A 17810-nucleotide genomic window follows, 5' to 3' on the forward strand; every position below is an offset into this window, starting at 1 on the left:
GGTTTTGCAAACACGTCAGGCAGTTACGGGAACCCGGTCAATCAGCCTTTGCAGCACGGCATCGGCTGTCATGCCCTCGGCTTCCGCCTCGAAGGTCAGAAGAATCCGGTGACGAAGCACGTCAAAGGCCATGGTTCGGATGTCATCGGGTGTCACGTAGTCCCGGCCGTCCAACCAGGCCAGCGCCCGGGCGCAGCGGTCCAGTGCGATGGTACCGCGTGGACTGGCACCAAAGGCCGTCCAGCGCGCCAGTTCCGTGTCGAGTGCAGCAGCATCCCGAGTCGCAAGTATTAACGCTAGCAAATACTGTTCTACCGGTTCGGCCATATAAATATCGGAGATTTCCTGGCGTGCCTCCATCACCTGATCTTCTGTTAGACGAATGTCTACGTTCGGAATTCCCTGACGGTAGTCACTGCGGGCCAGGTGCAGAATCTCTCTTTCCGCGTCGGCACTTGGGTAGTCAATTACCACGTGCATGAGGAAGCGATCGAGCTGGGCTTCGGGCAGAGGGTAAGTGCCTTCTTGTTCGATCGGGTTTTGGGTGGCCATCACCATAAACAGTTTCGGCAGCGGGAAGGTTTGCATGCCCACACTGATCTGGCGTTCACCCATGGCTTCAAGCAGCGCCGATTGCACTTTTGCAGGGGCACGGTTGATTTCGTCTGCCAGCACCAGATTGTGGAATATGGGCCCACGCTGGAATTCGAACAGGCCGGTTTCAGCCCGGTAGATTTCGCTACCGGTTACGTCAGACGGCAACAGGTCCGGGGTGAACTGAATTCGGTGGAAATCGCCTTCGATGTGGTCGGCAAGGGCTTTAACGGCGGTGGTTTTAGCCAGCCCGGGCGCACCCTCCACCAGAAGATGGCCATCGGCCAAAAGGGCAATCAAAAGACGGTCTACCAGCTTGTCCTGGCCGATGATGCGCTTTGCCAGTTGTGCTCTGAGGGCACCGAAAGTTTGCTGTAACGACATGAGGTTTACTGCTCTTGGTGTTGAAGGTCTGTTGGCGCCTCCGAAATTGCGCCTAAGTAGTTGCCGAAGTTTTGAGGGCGGGCCAGCAAAAATCAAGGGTTTGACTATGCTTATGTGACGATAAGCGGATTACGTTTCTTTCACACAAAATAATTTGAGGTCGGATATGAACGCGCTGACAATCGCCAGCAAAGAGCAGTTTTTTGATCAGTTGTCAGAAGCCTTTGCACAAAAGATTGCGAAGAGCGAAGCGAAGAAGATTGCCGAGTTCGCTCGGTTGCATTATGCCCATATTCCTCTGGAAGAGCTGGTAAGCCGACGATTCTCCGACACCTACGGCGCGGTTCTGGCCGCCTGGCAGTTTTTGCAGAAGCGAACCGCCGATGAAACACCGGTGTCGGTATTCAACCCGGACCTCGAGAGTGATGGCTGGCAGTCTACCCATACCGTTATCTTTATCCTGCATCCGAACATTCCTTTCCTGATTGACTCGCTGCGTATGGCCGTCAATCAGCGTGAAATCGGCACCCATTCTATCCAGCATTCGGTCTTTCAGGTTGAACGCGAGAAGTCCGGCAAGCTCAAAAAGATCCACGCCGCCAGAAAGTCCGATTCTGCGGGTTATGAGGCGTTTATCGTACTGGAAATTGACCGGCACACCTCGCCGAAGGAACTCAGTAGTCTCGAGAAAAACCTGCAAAGCGTGTTGCACGAAGTGCGCATCGCCGTTGAAGACTTCCCGATTGTGCAAGACAAGGTTGCGGGCATCATCAACGAGCTCGACAGCACAACCGCCGGGGTGAGTGCTGACGACAAGCAAGAAGCCAAGGCATTCATGAGCTGGCTCTCGGACGACCACTTCACCTTTTTGGGCTACGACGAATACGATTTCGTAAAAGATAAAAAGGGCATGGTGGTGCAGCGTGTCGCCAATTCCGAGCTGGGGATTTTCCGCGTTAACAACGAGCGCCCGGAAAAAGTGCGGCTGAACGAACTGCCGCAGCGTACCCGCCACGCCATGACTCGAGCCGACGACATCTTCATATTTGCAAAGTCGGCCCAGCGCTCCCGTGTGCACCGCCCGGCTTACCCGGACTATATCGCGGTGAAGAAGTTCAACAGCAAAGGCGAAGTAATAGGCGAACGCCGTTTCCTTGGCTTGTACACTTCTCGTGTATACAACGAGCGCCCCGATGAAATTCCGTTGCTGCGCCGCAAGTTTGACGCAGTCATGGACGGCTCGGGCTTTATCCCCAGCGATTATGCAGGCAAAGAGCTGGTGCAGATTCTGACCCTGTACCCGCGCGATGAATTGTTTCAGATTGAAACGGATGAGCTGCTGAAAGTGGCGAAAAGCATTCTGTATATACAGGAACGCCGGCGTATCGAGCTGTTCATGCGTGAAGATGTTTATGGCCAGTTTGTTACCTGTCTGGCGTTCTTCCCCCGGGACATCTACAACACCGAATTGCGCGTAAAGGTGGAGCAGGTCTTGATGGACCGGCTGGACGCCCACGATATTGAGTTCGTGACGCATTTCTCCGAGTCTCCGCTTGCACGGGTACAGTTCACGATTCGGGTACCCCAGGTCGAAAACCGCGATCTGCCGTTGGCTGACATTCGCGATCAGGTCATTGATCTTGCCCAGTCGTGGCGTGACGGGCTAGACGTGGCACTGACCGAGGCCTACGGAGAAGAGTCCGGCAACGAATTGTACCGTTTGTGGGCGAGCGGTTTTCCAGCCAGCTATGTCGCCATGTTCTCGCCCAGACGTGCTGCGGTGGATCTGGAGCACATTGCTGCGGCCGTTCGCGATAAAGATCTGTCGATGAGCTTTTACCGAGCGCTGGAAGAATCTGAAAGCAATCTGCATTTCAAACTTTTCTACCCGGACGAGCCTTTGCCGTTATCCGATGTGATGCCCATTTTTGACAATCTGGGTTTCCGGGTTATCGGTGAACACCCGTTTGAGGTGACAGAACGTTCAGGCCAGACGGTGTGGATTCATGATTTCACCTTGCAGGCGTACACTGGTGAGGCACTGGACATTCATCGAATCCGCCCGATTTTCGAAGAGCTTTTCCGGCGGGTCTGGCATGGTGAGGCCGAAAACGATGCGTTCAACCGCATGATGTTGACCTCATACATGGGCTGGCGAGAAATTGCCTTGCTGCGGACTTACGCGCGGTACATGCGCCAGATTCGTTTCTCGAACAGTCAGACGTTTATCTCCAACACCTTGGTGAATCACGTCAACCTGACCAACCTTTTGCTGGAATTCTTTGACGTTCGGTTCAACCCGGATCGTTACAAGAGCGCTGCAAAATGCGAGGCGGCGCAGCAAAAGCTGGAGATTGAATTTCACGCAGGCCTGGACAACGTTGACAACCTGAGTGAAGACCGGGTACTCCGGCTCTATCTCGAGTTAATGCAGGCAACCTTGAGAACCAACTACTTTCAGCCAGACGGAGAAGGTAAGCCGAAGCCCTACATCAGTGTGAAGTTTGATCCGACTCGTATTCCGGATGTCCCACTTCCGCTGCCGATGTTCGAGATCTTTGTTTATTCGCCGCGCGTCGAGGGTGTGCACTTGCGAGGCGGCAAAGTTGCCCGGGGTGGATTGCGCTGGTCGGACCGTTACGAAGACTACCGCACCGAAGTGCTGGGGCTAGTGAAAGCCCAGCAGGTCAAGAATGCGGTCATCGTGCCGGTTGGTGCCAAAGGTGGCTTCGTGGCCAAACAGCTGCCGTCGCCGTCCGACCGTGAAGCCTTCCAGGCGGAAGGGAAGGAAGCTTATAAGACGTTCATCCGGGGCCTGCTGGATATTACCGATAATCTGGTGGATGCCGGAATTCAGCCGCCGGAGCAAGTTGTGCGGCATGATGAAGACGATCACTACCTGGTGGTGGCCGCGGATAAAGGAACCGCGACCTTCTCCGACATTGCAAACGGTTTGGCAGCGGAGTACGGCTTCTGGATGGGAGATGCCTTCGCGTCTGGTGGCAGTAACGGTTATGACCACAAGAAGATGGGCATTACTGCCCGCGGAGCCTGGGTGTCGGTAGAACGTCACTTCCGTGAAATGGGTATCAACCCGGCGGAAGACGAATTCACCGCCATCGGTATCGGCGACATGGGAGGCGACGTCTTCGGCAATGGTTTGTTGTGCTCCGAGAAAACCCGATTGGTTGCGGCGTTCAACCACATCCACATTTTCATCGATCCGAACCCGGACGCGGCCAAAACGTACAAAGAGCGCAAGCGGCTGTTTGAAATGCCGCGCTCGGCTTGGACAGATTTTGACCCGAAGTTGATCTCCAAGGGCGGCGGTGTGTTTAGCCGTACGGCAAAATCTATTGTGTTGACCCCTGAAGTCAAGAAATTACTCGGCATCAAGGCCGACAGCGTTCCGCCGAACATGCTGATCGGCCATATTCTGAAAGCCGAAGTGGATTTGTTGTGGGTAGGTGGTATAGGCACCTACGTGAAAGGCGCGTCAGAGAGTCATGCAGATGTCGGCGACAAAGCCAACGACGGGGTACGGATTAATGGCGGCGAGCTGCGCTGTAAAGTGGTTGGTGAGGGGGGCAACCTCGGCTTCACCCAGCTTGGCCGGATTGATTACGCCCTCAAAGGCGGTCGCTTGAACACAGACTTCATCGACAACTCTGGTGGTGTGGATTGTTCCGACCACGAGGTCAACATGAAGATCCTGCTCAATCGCGCCGTGGCTATGGGCGATCTGACCCAAAAACAGCGCAATAAAATGCTGGAAGACATGACCGACGACGTGTCTGCGCTGGTGTTGAAAAACAACTATCGCCAGACACAGGCCATCAGCATTGCCAACGAAGATACTTTCATCCGGCTTGAAGAATACCGTCGTTTGATGAACTCCTTCGAAAGCGAAGACAAACTAAACCGCAGTCTGGAGTTCCTGCCGGACGACGAGGCGCTGTCTGAGCGCAAACTGGTCTCGAAAGGCCTGACCCGGCCCGAGTTGTCAGTGCTGATTTCATACGTGAAAGGGGATCTTAAGCAAACCCTGATCGACAGCAGTTTGCCGGACAATCCGCTGCTTGAAGGGGAAATGTACAAGGTCTTCCCGAAGGAGCTTACCAGCAAGTTCAAAAAGGAGTTGGGCGAGCACCAGTTGCGGCGGGAAATCATCGCCACACAGATTGCGAACGACATGGTAAACCACATGGGGATTACCTTTGTGGAACGCCTGCAGCAATCAACAGGTGCTGATTCGGCAACCATCGCGCTGGCCTGGATTATTGTCCGGGACGTGTTCCGCATTGACAACTGGTGGGACCGGATCGAAGCACTGGACTATCACGTGTCGGCCGAGCTTCAGTTGGAGCTGATGCAGGATCTGATGCGCCTGATGCGCCGGTCGGTGCGGTGGCTGCTCCGCAACCGCCGTGCAGAGCTCAACATACAGAGCCACATGGAGCGGTTTGCTGACAGTGTCTGGGCGATTACGTCGAATCTGCCGGAATATCTGGGTGAACAAGCGAAGGTGGATTGGCAAAAACGCAACGACAAGTTGGTGGCGGCCGGTCTTCCGAAAGACCTGGCATCGGTGCTTTCCGGCACCGGTTATCTATACTCGTCGCTGGGTATCATCGAAGCCAAAGAGACGACAAAAATGCCGCTCAAGGCTGTGGCAAACCTGTATTACGATCTGGGCGACCGGCTCGATCTGAACTGGTTTGCTGAGGCGATTGCGGCATTGACTCCGAACTCCCACTGGCAAGCCCTGGCGCGGGAAAGTTTCCGGGAAGATCTCGATTGGCAGCAGCGTGCTCTGACCACCGGTGTCCTGCAGTTGGCGGGCAAAGCCGAGAAAGTGCCGGAGTGCGCGCAAGCGTGGGAGGATAAAAATCAGCACATGATTGAGCGCTGGAACAGCATGCTGGCGGAGCTGAAGGGCGTTCGGGAGCCCGAGTACGCGATGTTCTCGGTGGCACTGCGCGAGCTGTTGGACCTGGCTCAAAGCACGCTGCACCAGCAGCCTGGCGAGTAAAATCAAGCGTAAATAGCGTGGTGATAGCCCTGAGGATGCTGTGAAGGCAGACTCAGGGCTTTTTTCCGGTTAGCATACGGGCTTTTCAGCATCACCTGCAGGCCGTCTTGCCATGTCTTCACTACCGAACACCCACGAAGTTCTCCTCCGCAATGATCACCTGTTGACGAGTCGTGTGGCCGTTTTGGGCCTATCTGATTCCGCTCTGTTGCCGCAGTGCCCTGCTGCTGGCTTGGTTATGACGGAGCATGCGGGCGTCTTTAAAACCTTAGCGCCGTACACCGATTGGCAGCAGTGCTTCGGATACGACACCGAAGGTTTGCAATCCAATTCGTTTGATACGGTGATCGTGTTTTTGCCCAAGGCGCGCGCAGAACTTAACTTGCGTTTGGCCATGGCACAGTTTCTGGGTTGTCCTGGAGCAAACCTGGTGATGATCGGTGAGAAAAAAGAAGGCATTGCGGGCGGCGCCAAGCAGTTTCTTCAGGCGGTGCCCGATGGCATGAAAATCGACAGTGCCCGGCACTGCCAAGTGTGGAGTGGAACCAACAGTCAGCCCAAAGACGCCTTTGCTCTGAAAGACTATCTGCAATGGACCCCGGTGAGCTGTGCTGGCGTTGAGCTGTCGGTGGCCGGTTTACCGGGCGTATTCAGTGAGGGCGAGTTGGACGGTGGAACCCGGCTGTTGCTGGAGAATCTCGCAGAAAAGCCATTGTCCGGCGAACGGGTGCTGGATTTTGCCTGCGGTGCTGGCGTGATTGGCAGCTGGATTCAGGCATACCGCCGTACATCGGGTGAGGAACCCGGCGTCGTCGATGGGGTAGACGTGCAAGCGCAAGCGGTAGCCTGTGCCAGAGCAACCTATGAAGGGGCAGGTGCACAGGGTGAAATATATGCAGAAGACGGTTTAGCTGGGCTGAAGGGCCGCTGGCAGGCGGTTGTGACAAATCCGCCGTTTCACTCCGGCGTGAAAACCGATACATCGATGACCGAACAGTTTATTCGCCAGGTTGCTAAGCACCTGGTGCCCGGTGGCGAGCTAAGATTAGTGGCCAACAGCTTCTTACCCTACGAAGCATTGCTGCAGCAGTTTATCGGCCCGGTGCAAACACTGGCTCAAGACAAGCGATTCACCGTATATCGCGCGTTTCAGCGGGTGCCACGCTGAATTTCAGGTATAAAAAAACCCCTGGGGAGGGGTAAAAAAAGCATGTGCAGAAAACATTCGGTCAATCGGCGTGCGCCGATACCCTGACCGAAAGGGGTTTTCGGCGTGAACAGGGCTAATTTAGGGCTTATTTCTAGAGTAAACAGCCTAAAAGCGTTATTTATCAGAAATTGGCGATCGGATGCCTGAAATGACAAGTGAAGTACTCGAAATTGCTGGCAAGAGTTTGGTCCTGCGACGACCCGGCCGTGAGGCGTCGTCGTTAAGGGCGTGGGATGCCGCCGACGAGCTGCTGTTAGATGAAGCGCTGAAGCGCGCAACCTCGGAACAACGAGTGCTTGTAATAGACGACACCTTCGGCGCGTTGACGATAGGCCTTGGCGAGTTCGCGCCGGTTTCGGTCGCTGACAGCGCAAGTTTAGAGGCTGCGCTAAAGGTCAACGCTGGCCTGAACAAATCTTTGCCCAACCCGCAGAAGCCCCACAGTTGGCTTAACCCCCCGGACGGTACGTTTGATCTGGTTGTGATGCGGATTTCCAGACACGCCGAGTATTTGGCCTGGTTGCTGCGCTGGGTAAACACGCAACTTTCGGAAAACGGCTGTTTGTTGGCCGGGGGCATGATTAAACATCTGCCCGAGCGCAGCGTGGACGTTTTTGCGGGAGCTGTGGTTACAGAATCGGTGCTTCCCGCGAGAAAAAAAGCCCGGGTTGTTGTCTGCGGTCGTGGCAACGAAACTCTGGATGGTTGGCCATCCATCTGGAAGGGTTACGAGCGAGACGATTTGCCGGCCCGGGTAGAAGCCATGCCCGCGGTGTTTTCACGAGAGCGTCTGGATATTGGCACCCGTGAATTGCTGCCCCTGGTGCAACCGGCGGTTAAAGCGTTGAATGCCGAAGCCTGTGTGCTTGATCTGGCGAGTGGTAACGGGGTTCTTGGGCTCACCGCGCTGGCTTGCCGGGAGGATATCTCGCTTACGTTCAGCGATGTGTCCAGTCAGGCCGTTGCCAGTGTGCAACGTAACCTCGAACGCTGCGGATACCGTGAACGCGCACAGCTGCACCACAGTGACGGGGTGCCGAAGGAATGTGGTTTCTATCAGTTGATCTTACTGAATCCTCCGTTTCATGAAGGTGGCGTAGTAGGGGATCATATTGCACTAAGGTTGTTCAAAGAGGCTGCCGAGCATCTGGCGGCAGACGGGCGAGTATTGATGGTCGGCAATCGCCATTTGGGCTATCACCGCACTCTTAAACGCTACTTTCGAACGGTGCAGCAGCGGGCGGCAAGCCCGCGCTTTGTTGTGTTTGAGGCGTCGTTATAGCGGCTAGAATCAAACAGCCGAAGTAGGGCGGTCGTACCCGAGGCGTGCGAGTGTATCAACGATGGTTTGAGTCTGGCTGTCTACTTCAATGTTTACCGCTTGGCCTCGTTCGATGGTACCGAAGGTGGTGGCGCGAAGTGTTTCAGGAATCAAATACACGTTGAAACGATTCGCTTCAACTTCTCCAACGGTCAAACTGGCACCATTGATGGCAATAAAGCCTTTCGGAAACACGTACTTCATCCAGTTTTCCGGCACTTCAAACCACAGCGTGACGTTGTTTTCGGTTCGAATAATCTCTGCTAGTTGAACGGTTGTATGCACATGCCCGCTCAACAAATGCCCGCCGATCTCATCGCCGATACGCGCCGCCCGTTCGAAGTTCACTGTGTCGCCTATTTTGAGCTGGCCCAGCGTCGTTAACCGCAGGGTTTCTTGCATAGCATCGAAATAAAGCTGCTGGCCCTCCTGCCGGGTGACCGTCATGCACGTACCGTTAATGGCAACAGAGGCTCCAATCGTAACCCCGTGCACCTTGTCTTCAGGAAGTTCGATAACGAGGGTGTTCAGGCCTGGTGCTGTATGGATTTCGACTACTTTGGCAATGCCCTGAACGATACCGGTAAACATAAACCGTCTCCTGACGTGCGATGGATGCCGAAAGGATACCGGTGGTGGTGCCGGTTGCCAAGAAGTAGCGGCTGTTGGCGGCCTCTCAAGTTGTGACGCTTTTGGTCGATAACCAAATTATCCAAAGCTTTTAAAAGTGGGAATCTTATGGCGGAAAATGCCACAACAACTTTAACCGGAGGGGCTGATTCGCCACCCGCCCAGCTCCGTGCAGGCAGGCCGGCCGATCCGGCCGATGTCACTAACAACGAACTCGAGAAGATCGCCGATACCGATCAGCCAGAGGGCGCGGTTAGCGCCGAAGGTGAGCAAACGAATCAGACCGGCCCCAACTCTGAAGAGGAGCAAAGCCAGCAAGACCCCGAGCACCGCCAGGCTCAAACCGAACTGAGAAATCTCAGGTTAATGCTGCGGCAATGTGACCGCGTACTGCTGATGGATTTCGACTTGCTGTCGATGCCGGAATGGCCTGACAACTACTCGCTGGCGAAAGCGCGGCGCAGTCGCGACCTTTGGTTGTTGTCGGCTTTGGTGGCGGCGACGGTATTTCTCAGCGGATTAACCGGTTTTGTGCCAGCGTGGGTTGCCGGTGGGGGCTTTGGAGTTTGCGTCATCATACTTCTTTTGGGTGTGCCGTTTATTCGGCGCGTCTACACCAACAAGCCTTCCTATCTGGATTTGGTATGGCAGCGCCAGCGACTGTTGAGCGATGCCCGCAAGCATGTGGCACATTTGGAGGGAAACGACGGGTTGGTGTGGCAATGCGCGCGAATGGCCCGCTATAACGCCAGTTTGAGGCACGCTCGCTTCAGTGACATGATCCGGCTTTCGGAGCAGCGGGTTTTGCCGCGTTACCTCACCAAGCGGGAGCATTTCCGGCTGTATCTGATTTACATGCTGGAAGCAGAGCGAGCCTACAACAAAATTCAGCAAGCGTTTTTTGATGGCAACCAGGCCGCTATCGATAAAGGCTGGCAAGACGTCGCGGCAGCCCCAGAGGCCCGTACTTGACATTATCAGTTCTCAAACGTATGTTTCAAACAGACGTTTGCTAGAGGCGCTGATAATAAAATGGCACAGTCAGATACCGTAGATCGGATTCTCGATGCAGCTGAAGAGCTGTTCGCGGAGCGTGGTTTCGCAGAAACCTCACTGCGCATGATTACCAGTAAGGCTAACGTAAATCTGGCTGCGGTCAATTACCATTTTGGCTCAAAGAATGCGCTTATCCACGCGGTGTTTGCGCGTTTCCTGACGCCTTTCTCATCAACACTGGAAGTCGCGTTCGATGAGTTGGAACAAAAGTGTCAGGGCCAGCCCCCGACTCTGAACCAGACACTATGGGTATTGACCGAAAGCGCGATACGCATGCCTCAGCGTAATGAAAAGGGTATTTCCATCTTCATGCGTTTGCTGGGCCTTGCCTATACCCAGTCGCAAGGGCATTTGCGCAAGTTTCTGGAGCAGGAATACGGGCAACCGTTCAGTCGTTTTATGAGCTTGCTGAAGGAAGCCACGCCGGAGTTGTCTGCAGTTGATCGGTACTGGCGTATACAGTTCATGTTGGGTGCAACCGCGTTCACCATGTCCAGCAGTGATGCCTTGATTGACATTCTCGACAACAAACTCGGTGTGCAGGCCTCGGTTCAGGAAATTGCCGCGCGTTTGGTGCCGTTCCTGGCCGAAGGCATGAAAGCGCCCGATAAACTCCAGGTGCCCCCTATGCTCTCAGGCACTACAGTTGCCTGAGCTCCCCGCCCTCAGGTAGGCTTCCCTCTGGTTTTTGCCCGAGGGAGCTTACGCTTTGAATACTCCATCGCCCCAACGGGCGCATATTCACATTTCTCTCTCCGATCAGTCGCTTAGACTGCTGACCACTGGCGGTTCCCTGTTAGCGGAGTACCCGGTGTCGACTGCGCTCAATGGCGCGGGTGAGCGCGATGGCAGCGGTTGCACCCCTAGGGGCAAGCACTACATCCGTGTGCGTATTGGCGAGGGCCAGCCCTTGAACGCGGTTTTTCGCGGGCGGCGGCCAACCGGTGAAATCTACACGCCAGAGCTTGCGGAGCGTTACCCCGATCGCGACTGGATCCTGACTCGCATACTTTGGCTGTGCGGCCGGGAATGGCAGCGTAATCGCGGGCCGGGTGTCGATACCTTCCGACGTTTCATATACATTCATGGAACACCCGACACCGAACCGATGAGTATACCAATGTCCCATGGCTGCGTACGGATGAGAAACAGGGATTTGCTAGAATTGTTCGAGCGTGCGCCAGCGGGTATGCACGTAACTATTGAATAGGTTTACCAACCCCGAGGAATAGGATGATCGGAAATATCTTGCGCATAATGAACGAGTGGATTGAACGGTTCGGAATGCTTACCGAAGGTTGGCGGGCAGGCATCCTGATTTTTGCGGTGGTGCTCGCCACAGCCATTGTGGCCTTTATTGTGAGTCGTGTTGTTCTGTACCTCGAGAACAAATTCAGCCACACACGAAACCTTTGGGATGATGCTGTTCTCCATGCCTGTCGGCGCCCGTTGGTCGCGTTTATCTGGTTGCAAGGGGTGTACTGGGCAGCGGAAATTGCCCATCACTTCTCCGACGCTGAAGTATTTACAGCCAATGAAACGGTACTGAAGATCGGTTTCATGTGGGTAGTTGTTTGGGCGCTGTTCGGGCTGGTGAAGCAGGTTGAGAGCGTCTTGGTGTCGCCCGTCAAAATGCGCAAACCGATGGATTTCACCACGGTGAATGCCATTAGTAAGCTGCTTCGTGCGGTCATCGTCATTACCGCTGTGTTGACGGCACTACAGACTCTGGGCTTTAGTATTTCGGGTGTGCTGGCCTTTGGTGGTGTGGGTGGTATTGCTGTTGGTTTTGCCGCAAAAGATTTGTTGGCGAACTTTTTCGGCGGTTTTATTATCCATCTGGATCGCCCCTTTAAAGTGGGTGATTGGATCCGCTCGCCTGACCGCAACATCGAAGGCACGGTGGAGCACATCGGCTGGCGGTTAACCACCATTCGCACCTTCGACAAGCGTCCGCTGTATGTTCCGAACGCTACCTTCACCGTGATTGCGGTAGAGAACCCGTCGCGTATGACCAATCGCCGGATTTCCGAAACTATTGGTATTCGCTATGCGGATGTCCAGTCGATGAAAAAGATTGTCGATGACATACGTGAGATGCTGAAAAATCACGATGAGATCGACGCGAATCAAACGTTGATTGTGAACTTTCTGGCATTCAACGACTCCACGCTCGACATCATGATTTACACCTTCACCAAAACAACGGACTGGGTGCGTTTCCATGGCATCAAAGAAAACGTACTGCTGCAGATCAGTGACATCATCGAAAGTCACGGTGCAGAAGTAGCCTTCCCGACCCGTACATTGCATTTGCCAGACGGGGTAACCGTCAGCAATCCGGATGCGAAGGAAAAGGACGAGAAGCGTGGCGACAAGGCCGCCCGCAAAAACCCTGATTACCGTGAAAATCAGGGAGAGGCACAGGCCCGTGACGACGGTGCCGATTCCGCTGAAGGGGGAGATGCTGATGGCGATTAATCGTCCGGTAGGAGTTATAGGTGGAACGGGGCTCACACAACTGAGTGAGCTTCAGATTTTAGGCAAAGAGGCGGACAGTAATCGCTGGGGCGATCCCTCCGATGTGTTGGTTAAAGGTGTTCTGGGTGAGCAACCCGTGGTGTTTCTGGCTCGCCACGGCAACCCGCATCGAATACCACCCCATAGGGTGAATTACCGGGCTAATTTGCAGGCGCTCTACGATGCCGGTGTCCGGACCGTGGTGGGTGTGAATGCCGTCGGCGGAATTCACCCGGCGATGGGGCCGGCTCATGTAGTGATTCCCCATCAGCTAATTGATTACACCTGGGGGCGCGCCAGCACCTTTTATGAGGACGGGCTTGAGCAGGTAACCCATATTGACTTTACCCATCCGTACGATCACGAGGGCAGGGCTCTGTTGATTGAGTCAGCTACAGCGCTTGAGGTCGAGTTTTCCGATTTTGGCGTTTATGGCGCGACCCAAGGCCCACGGCTTGAAACTGCCGCTGAAATCCGCCGTCTCGAGCAAGATGGCTGTGATCTGGTGGGAATGACAGGCATGCCAGAGGCCGCTTTAGCGGCCGAGTTAGGCATGCGTTACGTATGTTTGGGCCTGGTGGTGAATTGGGCAGCGGGTAAGACAGATCACATCATCACAATGGATGAGATCGAAGCGGCCATCGAGCAGGGCATGACTGGGGTTAAGCGTATTCTGGAGCACTCAATGGCCAAGTTGGGTGAGCTGGAGCCTTTGTCTACAGTTTCCTGAAAAACACCAGCACGCCAACAGTGGGGGAATCGATGAAGTGGATTTCCTCACTGCGCATCCGGCGCGTTTCTTTAATCCAGGTCACCAGTTCCGCAGGCACAGGTTCTGACATCGCGGGCTGAACGTTTTCCGCCATGTCGGCAACGGAGCCAGCCTCTTCCGGGGCAGGTGATTGTTCGGTTTCGTTTGTTTCACGCTTTGGTTCGATGACTTGCGGAGCCGTGCCATCTTGCCAGTGGTTCAGGTTAACGCTCACGTGCAGATAGCGCTTTCGATCAATTTCAATATGCCCTTCCACAGCCCTCTGCTGGGCACCGTTCAGCCAGTCACCCACCGCAACCTTCATGGGTGAACCGTCGTAGTTGGGCGGAAAACTCTCATACCAGCCCGCTGTGGCCAAGATGCGGTAGTTGCCACTGTTTTCAAGGCGGCTGGCCGCCCGGCCAAGGTGCAGCTCATTTCGAGCTGCGAGTTTCAGGTCTGAGGTGCGGCGCCCGCTGGCATCCTCTACCCAAAGTGATTTTGCCACAGTGCGTGTCGGCTCAATTTGTTTGCCCGCCATCTGCTCTTCAATAGAGGCGGGATCAACCAATCGTTGAAGGATTACAATTTCCGCTCGATAGAAGTCTTTCCGATCTTCCTGAGCCTGAGCGCCCGTCACCGGCAACAACGTGAACCCAAGAGCCAGTACAGCTCCTGTCAAAAAGGAATTGGAAAAGCGTTTGGTGACTTGCAAGTGTCTCACTCCGGCTAGATTGGGTCGTCTCAAGAAGCTTTGGCGCTTGTGTCTTGAGGGCCAAGCTCGGTGAGCATGGCAGCGATGGCATCGAGTTTACCATTGGTTGAGTCATCATTCAGCCGGAAGCGGAAGCTGTTCGCGCCTTCCAGCCTGAACGAATCGGGTGCGGATTGCACTTTTTTAACCAGAGTCAGCGGGTCAACCGGTGTGCTGGCGCCAAACTCCAAGCGTACCCATTCCTTGCCAGCGTCCACTTTATCAATGCCTAAAGCCTCGGCCATCAGGCGAAGCTTGGTTTGGCGTACCAGGTTTTTGGCGGGTTCCGGTAATAATCCAAAGCGATCAATCATTTCAACCTGAAGTTCTTTTAATTCGATTTCATCTTTTACGCTGGCGATGCGCTTGTACAGCATTAGACGGTTGTGAACATCTGGCAGGTAGTCTTCCGGAATAATCGCCGGAATACGCAGGTTCATTTCCGTACCATGGCTCAGGGGCAGCTCCGCATTAGGTGTGCGCCCTTCGCGAATGGCCTTCACGGCTTCATCTAATAGCTGCATATACAGCGTGAAACCGATGCTTTCGATCTGGCCGCTTTGTTCCTCACCCAATAGTTCACCGGCGCCACGAATCTCCAGATCGTGGGTGGCCAGCATGAATCCCGCGCCAAGATCCTGGGCTTCCGAAATGGCATCCAATCGTTTTTTGGCATCGGCGGAGATGCTTTTGGGGGGCGGTGTCAGCAGATAGGCATAGGCCTGGTGGTGTGAACGACCAACCCGGCCACGTAGTTGGTGCAGCTGAGCGAGGCCAAATTTATCTGCCCGTTCAATAATGATGGTATTGGCGCTGGGTACGTCGATGCCGGTTTCTACAATGGTGGTGCACACCAGCACGTTAAAGCGCTTGTGGTAGAAATCGGACATCACCTGTTCCAGCTGGCGCTCCCGCATTTGGCCGTGGCCAACGCCCACTCGGGCTTCCGGGATGAGTCGGCGCAGATCTTCGGCGGTTTTCTCAATGGTGGAAACGTCGTTGTGCAGGAAGTACACCTGACCACCACGGAGGATTTCACGAAGAATGGCTTCTTTCACCATGGCTTCGTCCCGTTGCCGAACGAACGTTTTGACCGACAGGCGGCGCGCGGGCGGGGTCGCGATAATGGAGAGATCACGCAAGTGGCCCATGGCCATGTTCAGGGTTCTCGGGATGGGCGTGGCGGTGAGGTTAAGCATGTCTACCTCAGCACGCAGTGCCTTCAGCTTTTCCTTTTGCTGCACGCCGAACCGGTGTTCTTCATCAATGATAACCAGGCCCAGATTCTTGAATTTCACATCACCCTGCAGCAGTTTGTGGGTGCCAATCACGATGTCCGCCTTGCCTTCTTCGATCGCGCTCATGGCTTTACTGGTTTGGGTGCTGCTCCTGAAACGGCTTAGCAGCTCAATGGAGACCGGCGTGTCTGAAAATCGGTCCCGGAACGACTCATAGTGCTGTTGGGCCAGCAGTGTAGTGGGCACCAGAACGGCCACTTGTTTGCCAGACCAGGTGGCCAGAAACGCCGCGCGCATGGCCACTTCGGTTTTACCAAAACCCACGTCGCCGCACACCAGGCGGTCCATTGGCTGCTCGCTGGTCATGTCTTCGAAGACTGCTTGAATGGCAACTTGCTGATCCGGTGTTTCTTCGAACGGGAAGCCCGCGGCAAAGGCGCGGTAGGCTTCTTTCGGATCTTCGAACTGGAAACCTTTTCGGGCTTCCCGGCGCGCGTACACATCCAGCAGCTCAGCGGCCGTGTCGCGGATCTTCTCCAATGCCTTTTGCTTGGCGTTGCTCCAGCGGTCGGTGCCAAGTTTGTGCAGGGGCGCGTGTTCTTCGTCGGTGCCGGCGTAGCGCGAAATCAGATGCAGACTAGAAACCGGAACGTACAATTTTGAGCCGCCGGCGTATTCCAGGGTCAGAAATTCATTGGACTCGCCACCGGCACTGATGGTTTCGAGCCCTTTATAGCGGCCTACGCCGTGGTCGATGTGCACCACCGGTGACCCGATTCGAAGCTCCGACAGATCGCGATAACCGGCATCGTCCATTTCTGTAGGCTTTTCACGGCGACGGCGCTGCAGCACCCGATCGCCAAACAGAGCAGTCTCGGTGATCAGGGCCAGATTCTGCTGCGGCAGCACCATGCCTTGTTCCATTGGCGCAATGGTGATGGCCAGGGTGGTGTCGCTTTGAGCAAGAAAGTCCTGCCAGCTGGTCACTGTGCTCAGTTTAAGTTTCTGGCTCTCTAGGTTTTCGATCAGTGCTTCGCGGCGACCTGAAGACTCGGCGCAAATGAGGACACGGCCAGGAAAATCATTAAGAAAGCGTTTGAGTCGTCCGGCCGGGTCGGCAGCGCGGCCGTCCATCGCGATGTCGGGTAGTGCCTCGGCAGCGCAATTAGCGGTGCCAGCGCCGGATGTAGGCTCGGGGCTGCAGGTGACCCGAGGGTAGCGTTTTAGCTGGCCAAACACTTCGTCTTGTAACAGAAAGAGCTCTGCTGGCGGCAAAATCGGGCGCAGGCGATCGTGTCGGCGATCTTCATGGCGAGCGCGGGTTTCGCTGTCAAATGCCTGAACGGCATCGTTCAACCCATCCTCGGTGAATACCAAAGTGGACGCTGGCAGGTAATCAAAGAGTGTCGCCGTTTGTTCAAAAAACAGTGGCAAATAATATTCGATGCCGGGTGGGGTGATGCCGTTACTCACATCCTGATAGACCGGCGAGTCTTTGTCCGAGTGGGGAAAGTGTTCAAACCACCGGTTGCGAAATCCGGAGCGTGCTTCTTTATGCCACGGAAATTCGTGAGCGGGTAACAGCTCGATTTGGTCGATGCGGTCGATTGAGCGCTGAGTTTCCGGGTCAAAGGTTCTCAGAGTTTCGATTTCGTCGTCGAATAAATCGATTCGGTAGGGCAGGTTGGAGCCCATCGGGTAAATATCGAGTATGGCGCCTCGAACGGCGTATTCGCCGTGCTCGTACACGTTTTCGGCGTGGTGGTAGCCAGCTGCTTCAAGCTGCAGGCGCCAGTTGTCGATGTTCAGTGTCTGGCCGGTTTTCAGCAGTAAGGTGTTGCCTTGCAGGTAGCTAGGCGGTGGCAACCGGTGCATCAGGGTTCGTGCCGGAACGATCAAAATGCCGTGATCAGTAGAAGGCAGGCGGTGCAGGGTGCGAATGCGCCGGGAGGTGATGTCCTGGTGGGGTGAGAAAAGGTCGTAGGGCAGAGTCTCCCAGTCAGGCAGCGATAACAGCTCCAGGCCGTCTTCAGAGATGGTTGCACCGTCTTCTTCGGGCGGCAGGCTAAGGAAAAACCGAACCGCTTGTTCCAGTCGAATGGCTTCATCGGTGCTTCTGGTGACGACCAGGGTCAAGCCTTTGTGGCTTCTTGCACTTTCACAGATTGCGAGAGCCTGGCTGCAGCCCTGCAGCTGCCCCCATTTCCTGTGATCGGCAGCCTGAGCTGGTGCTGAGGGTGCAATCAGCGTGATGTTCGCAAAGGTGTTGGTTGAACCTTGAGCCATGGGTTTGGCCGTCTCCTGATTTGAAGCGTCTGGG

Annotated in this window: 12 protein-coding genes; 8 read left to right on the plus strand and 4 right to left on the minus strand. The window is 55.1% G+C overall.

Going from position 1 to position 17810, the window contains the following annotated elements; genetic code table 11:
• Positions 1 to 15 precede the first annotated feature (15 nt).
• Positions 16 to 978: a MoxR family ATPase gene (locus tag MWU64_RS12830; RefSeq protein WP_247064788.1), complete on the minus strand. Its 963-nt coding sequence runs from the start codon at positions 976 to 978 to the stop codon at positions 16 to 18.
• A gap of 166 nt (positions 979 to 1144) precedes the next feature.
• Here MWU64_RS12830 and MWU64_RS12835 point away from each other — a divergent pair, with 166 nt between their 5' ends.
• The 3 genes from MWU64_RS12835 to MWU64_RS12845 all read left to right on the plus strand — a co-directional run bounded on the left by MWU64_RS12835 (position 1145) and on the right by MWU64_RS12845 (position 8502).
• The gene (locus MWU64_RS12835) at positions 1145 to 6010 is read left to right on the plus strand and encodes an NAD-glutamate dehydrogenase (RefSeq protein WP_247064789.1); all 4866 of its coding nucleotides are present in this window, start codon (positions 1145 to 1147) and stop codon (positions 6008 to 6010) included.
• Between the two features lie 112 nt (positions 6011 to 6122).
• A complete protein-coding gene (locus MWU64_RS12840) occupies positions 6123 to 7178 on the plus strand; it encodes a class I SAM-dependent methyltransferase (protein WP_247064790.1) in 1056 nt (351 codons plus the stop codon).
• A gap of 190 nt (positions 7179 to 7368) precedes the next feature.
• A complete protein-coding gene (locus MWU64_RS12845; RefSeq protein WP_247064791.1) occupies positions 7369 to 8502 on the plus strand; it encodes a methyltransferase in 1134 nt (377 codons plus the stop codon).
• Positions 8503 to 8511: 9 nt separating this feature from the next.
• On the opposite strand, the gene MWU64_RS12850 is transcribed toward MWU64_RS12845, so the two are convergent.
• A complete protein-coding gene (locus MWU64_RS12850) occupies positions 8512 to 9132 on the minus strand; it encodes a riboflavin synthase subunit alpha (protein ID WP_247064792.1) in 621 nt (206 codons plus the stop codon).
• Between the two features lie 147 nt (positions 9133 to 9279).
• On the opposite strand from MWU64_RS12850, the gene MWU64_RS12855 reads away from it, so the two are divergent.
• The 5 genes from MWU64_RS12855 to MWU64_RS12875 are packed head-to-tail and all read left to right on the plus strand — an operon-like array spanning position 9280 to position 13477.
• Entirely contained in the window at positions 9280 to 10143 is an 864-nt protein-coding gene (locus MWU64_RS12855; RefSeq protein WP_247064793.1) for a hypothetical protein, read from the plus strand.
• A 60-nt stretch (positions 10144 to 10203) separates the two neighbouring features.
• Positions 10204 to 10881 (plus strand): TetR/AcrR family transcriptional regulator, encoded by a 678-nt coding sequence (locus MWU64_RS12860; RefSeq protein WP_247064794.1) that lies wholly within the window; start codon positions 10204 to 10206, stop codon positions 10879 to 10881.
• 55 nt (positions 10882 to 10936) lie between these two features.
• On the plus strand, positions 10937 to 11437 hold the full coding sequence (locus tag MWU64_RS12865; RefSeq protein WP_247064795.1) for a L,D-transpeptidase: 501 nt from the start codon (positions 10937 to 10939) through the stop codon (positions 11435 to 11437).
• Positions 11438 to 11460: 23 nt separating this feature from the next.
• Positions 11461 to 12708 carry a mechanosensitive ion channel family protein gene (locus tag MWU64_RS12870; RefSeq protein WP_247064796.1) on the plus strand — a complete coding sequence of 416 codons (1248 nt, stop codon included), beginning with the start codon at positions 11461 to 11463 and terminating at the stop codon, positions 12706 to 12708.
• The gene (locus MWU64_RS12875; RefSeq protein WP_247064817.1) at positions 12692 to 13477 is read left to right on the plus strand and encodes an S-methyl-5'-thioinosine phosphorylase; all 786 of its coding nucleotides are present in this window, start codon (positions 12692 to 12694) and stop codon (positions 13475 to 13477) included. The genes MWU64_RS12870 and MWU64_RS12875 overlap by 17 nt, the downstream gene beginning before the upstream one ends.
• Here MWU64_RS12875 and MWU64_RS12880 read toward each other — a convergent pair.
• Positions 13464 to 14213 carry a CsiV family protein gene (locus tag MWU64_RS12880; protein ID WP_247064797.1) on the minus strand — a complete coding sequence of 250 codons (750 nt, stop codon included), beginning with the start codon at positions 14211 to 14213 and terminating at the stop codon, positions 13464 to 13466. The genes MWU64_RS12875 and MWU64_RS12880 overlap by 14 nt on opposite strands.
• A gap of 29 nt (positions 14214 to 14242) precedes the next feature.
• A complete protein-coding gene (gene mfd, locus MWU64_RS12885) occupies positions 14243 to 17776 on the minus strand; it encodes a transcription-repair coupling factor (protein ID WP_247064798.1) in 3534 nt (1177 codons plus the stop codon).
• Positions 17777 to 17810: the final 34 nt, after the last annotated feature.

Source organism: Marinobacter sp. S0848L (genome assembly GCF_023016065.1).
GTDB lineage: Bacteria > Pseudomonadota > Gammaproteobacteria > Pseudomonadales > Oleiphilaceae > Marinobacter.